The sequence below is a fragment of the Synechocystis sp. LEGE 06083 genome (assembly GCF_015207725.1).
Taxonomy (GTDB): Bacteria; Cyanobacteriota; Cyanobacteriia; order Cyanobacteriales; family Microcystaceae; genus Synechocystis; species Synechocystis salina.
Genome location: NZ_JADEWJ010000319.1, coordinates 1 through 3978 on the forward strand (window position 1 = coordinate 1; position 3978 = coordinate 3978).

At 42.3% G+C, this 3978-nt stretch carries 4 protein-coding genes and 1 pseudogene; 1 reads left to right on the plus strand and 4 read right to left on the minus strand.

Annotated elements, in window-relative coordinates; translation table 11 throughout:
- On the plus strand, positions 1 to 236 hold a 236-nt coding region (locus tag IQ219_RS17620; RefSeq protein ID WP_194073470.1), incomplete at its 5' end, for a transposase.
- Between the two features lie 276 nt (positions 237 to 512).
- Here IQ219_RS17620 and IQ219_RS17625 read toward each other — a convergent pair.
- From IQ219_RS17625 to IQ219_RS17640, 4 genes and pseudogenes are all read right to left on the minus strand, one after another.
- The gene (locus IQ219_RS17625; protein ID WP_194073471.1) at positions 513 to 965 is read right to left on the minus strand and encodes a BLUF domain-containing protein; all 453 of its coding nucleotides are present in this window, start codon (positions 963 to 965) and stop codon (positions 513 to 515) included.
- A gap of 142 nt (positions 966 to 1107) precedes the next feature.
- On the minus strand, positions 1108 to 2250 hold the full coding sequence (locus IQ219_RS17630; RefSeq protein WP_194019346.1) for a response regulator: 1143 nt from the start codon (positions 2248 to 2250) through the stop codon (positions 1108 to 1110).
- A 217-nt stretch (positions 2251 to 2467) separates the two neighbouring features.
- Positions 2468 to 3244 (minus strand): bifunctional diguanylate cyclase/phosphodiesterase, encoded by a 777-nt coding sequence (locus IQ219_RS17635; protein WP_228017301.1) that lies wholly within the window; start codon positions 3242 to 3244, stop codon positions 2468 to 2470.
- Positions 3245 to 3684: 440 nt separating this feature from the next.
- A pseudogene (locus tag IQ219_RS17640) lies at positions 3685 to 3978 on the minus strand (NAD+ synthase); the annotation flags it as partial.

Consider the following 3978-nt stretch of genomic DNA (forward strand, 5'->3'; position numbering starts at 1 on the left):
TAATACCAGCATTGACAATGACGTCGGTGCTGATTATGGATAACGCCCCCATTCATCGAAAAAAAAGGATTAGGGAAATAGTAGAGTCTGCAGGACACATTGTGTTATTTCTGCCAACTTATTCTCCGGATTTGAATGATATAGAGCATGACTTTAGTGCATTAAAGAGGGCGAGAATGTACGCACCTCCTGGTACTAGCATAGATAAGGTTATTCAAGATTACTGCATAGCTTAACGTCTCATAATTATCCTAATTAACTATACTTTAGAAATTAGCTCTTAGGGGGGAACTGCAAAGCCACCCTGCCTCCTCAATTCTGAGGCAAATAGGATTCAAAGTCCCCCAATGTTTGGGGATTGAGGTGAAAAATTAACGCTTTTAACTCTGGAACGGAGGATTCCGCCTATTGTCAGAATGTAAGGCTCGCTACTCCTTGGGGTAGAGAGCTTTTCTTTGGATAGGAAGCTCCAACTTCAGCGCAAGGGAGTCGGGGTAGTTCACAACAGCCTCCTAAAGGTCGAGGAAAAAGTTATCGGATAATTCATAAATTTTGGCAATGTCTAACAAAAAATTAAGACATTGTTCCGGATCCATGGCGTTAGGGCGTAAGGTGGTAAAGCCGGAATACTTTAACACCAACGTCTTGACTTGCTCTGTCGACAAATCATTCACCGTGATGGCTTGCATAGACCAAACTTCAAAATTTCTGCTTTTAATCGGTACACACTCAATGATTTGGGGGGTATGGTGACGCTCGTCCTGGACGATGCGGTGATAGGTTTCATTGATTTGTTCACACTCCCCCTCCAACACTTGTAGAAAAGCAGGCTTGCTGTAGCAGAGCAGCCCGGTAATGCCATTGGCCGGATTATTTCTTTGGGAAGATGCTAAAATATCTTTTAAATCCTGGGGCTGTAGGTTGGGAATGCCCTGACTGCTGTAAATCAAACGATACAAACTCATTTTTGTGCTTAGCTTTTAGCTACTTTATAATTTTAGGATTAGTAATATTTTGGATTGCTGTCTGGATTAGGATTGAGAAGAACAGTGGCTGAAAAGTGAAATCAATCCCCTCAAACTGTCTGCCCATAACCCAGAAAAGCTGTCAGGAGTTGGTTTTATTAGTGGGAATAAATTCTGCCAACCGACCAAGTAATTCCTCAGGTACAAAAGGCTCGCTCAAGTACCCAGACGCTTGACAAAGTTTGGTACGGATACCGCTGATTAAATTGTCTCCTTTACCCAATAGTAGGATTGGCACATCTTTAAGTTGATTTGACTTACGACAAAACGAACAGAGCTGATAGCCGTTCATATCGGGCAGGTCAGTATTTATAATAATCAGATCGGGAGGAGAATTCAACAAAACTGTCAAGGCTCGGAAGGGATCCTCTAACACTGAAGTTCGATAGCCCTCTTTTCCTAAAGAATAGGCCATCATGCGTTGGTGAGCTTCCCTATGGTCAACATAAGCCACCAAATAGCGATCGTCCGTTTGAATTTCTTGATAGGGGAGCATTTTAATCTCACCAGTCTTGACCATGGGCTGTAACATCAGTGCCAGCTCCAAAGTACTGATTTCTAAATGTCCAGCAATTTCGTACAAGCAATTTAAATTTTCCAAGCAAGTGTGAAAGCGCCTTAACCAATGTTGGCCATGGAGGTTATTTTTTACCAGATTTTGGCGCAAACTAAGCCAATTTTCCACTAGAGGTCGCTGGAAGGGCGAATTAATATAGGATCTTAGTTCCCACCAGTAGCGAATTTTATGCTTAATGGGAGTAATGGTTTTTTCTAACTCTAAATTTAAAAACAGTTCGCTCAGTTCTTTTTCCTGGTTAAAACGATAGGATGTTTTGGGTAAAGAAAGCACCTGAACTAAGGCTTCTTGGCTGGCTTGGGTCAAAATCGAACGGGTTTGCTGAAAGGAAAAAACATCCTTTTTCCATAATCCGGAAAGAAAAAGATAATCGTCAGCAATTCTCGACGGCAGTTCGATACCCCTCTGACGGAGGGTGCTACCAATCAAATAGTTGAGTCTTTCTGAACAACCGTTGGCACTGTTAGCCAGGTGAATACGACCATCCCCTAAATACACTTGCCAATAAACAAACTCGTCAAAGGGGTTTTGCACCACTAGTTTGCCGCTGGTTTTTTGGTTAACAAGGGCATAGAGGAGCTTGGCGGGGATTGCCTGCTGAATTTGGACATTACCTGGGGAAGAGGCGGACAAAACTGAATTGCTCATTATAGTGGTCGGACGGTGGATAGAAATTGACGATGTTGAAATTAGTTAATTAGCGGAGCAATTGGCTGATTGTTTAATGGTATTGTGCCTTATTTGATTTCTAAGACTTCGACTGTTTGGGCTAATTTAGCCAGATTGAGGGGCGAATTTAGTCTAAAGCTACCGATAAAATCCATGGGATATTGAAGCATTAATAAAAATATTAAAGATAAATTATTTAAACTGTGGCCAGGGGGCGGGAATCCAAAAAGGATGATGTTCTGAAAAGGGCAGTAGCATCTTGGTCCGTTAAAGGGCGACTGAATAGGTAACCTTGACCATAGTCACAATCCATGGATTTGAGCACAGCTAGCTGTTCTGAACTTTCTACTCCTTCGGCAATAATTTTCAAGCCTAGGCGGTGCCCCAGTTCGATAATGGTTTGGAGAATTACTTGGTTTTTTTCCCTGGTCAAAAGGTCATCTAAGAAGGATTTATCAATTTTTAACGTCTGGAGAGGTAAATCCTTCAGGTAGGAGAGGGAGGAATAGCCGACACCAAAATCATCAATGGCAATTTGTATGCCCATATCATTTAGTTGATTGAGATGGTGAATTGTTTCCCCTGGTTCGCAGAGCATAAGACTTTCTGTTACTTCTAGGGTGATTTGTTGGCAATTTATTTTAGTTTGGCTAACAATATTTTTTATTTCGGTTACTAGGTTTGTTTCTTGTAATTGACGCAGGGATAAATTGACCGATAACTTGAAAGGAGGAATGCCCTGGGAAAGCCAGCGTTGGTATTGAAGACAACTTTGCTGTAACACCCAGTAACCCATGGGGACAATTAAGCCAGTTTGTTCAGCAATGGGAATAAACTCGGCGGGGGAAATCAAGCCCAGGCGGGGATGATGCCAACGAATGAGGGTTTCGACTCCCAATAAAGCTCCAGTTTTGATGTCAACTTGCGGTTGGTAATGGAGATGAAATTTGTTCTGCTCTAGGGAATGGGCCATTTCCCAGGCTAGGTTTTGAATTGGGTGGTTAGATTGCGCAGAGTTGACAACCTTATTAACCCCATGTACGGTCAGGGATTTGTTACTAAAATTTGGGATAAGAAAGTTACGAAACCATTGTGACAAATTGTCCAACATTGCTTGCGGTGAGAAAACAAAATTTAGTGAGGAGGTAAGGAACCAATGGTAGATTTTATCACCACGGTAAAGCGAGGAATTCATAACATTTATTTGTTCCAAAAAGAGTAAAGTTATCGATTTTTAAATAAATGCAATTAAGTTATCCTAGACAAACACCAAGCTTAGATGCCAAGTTTGGAAGCAATTGGACTACGCTTAATATTTTCTTTACATTCATTAAATCCTAACGTAGTCCAGGGAGAAAATTCAATGATCATTACAGACTAATTCCTCCTTGGAGTGCGGCTTTGCTGCTGCAATTAACAGTTTTGGGAATGGAACGCTTGGGCAATGGGCATGCGCCAACCACTGCCAAAGGCCCGATCCGTGACTTTCAGACCCGGGGCGGCCTGGCGACGTTTGAATTCAGATCTTTGCACTAATTGGAAAATTTTTAGTACAGTTTCCCGTTCAAAGCCAGCGTTGATAATTTCCTGGGGGGATTGGTGTTTTTCAATTAATCTGCCGAGGATGCCATCCAAAATATCGTAGGGGGGAAGGGAGTCGGCGTCTACCTGCCCTGGTTTGAGTTCGGCGCTGGGGGGCTTGGTGAG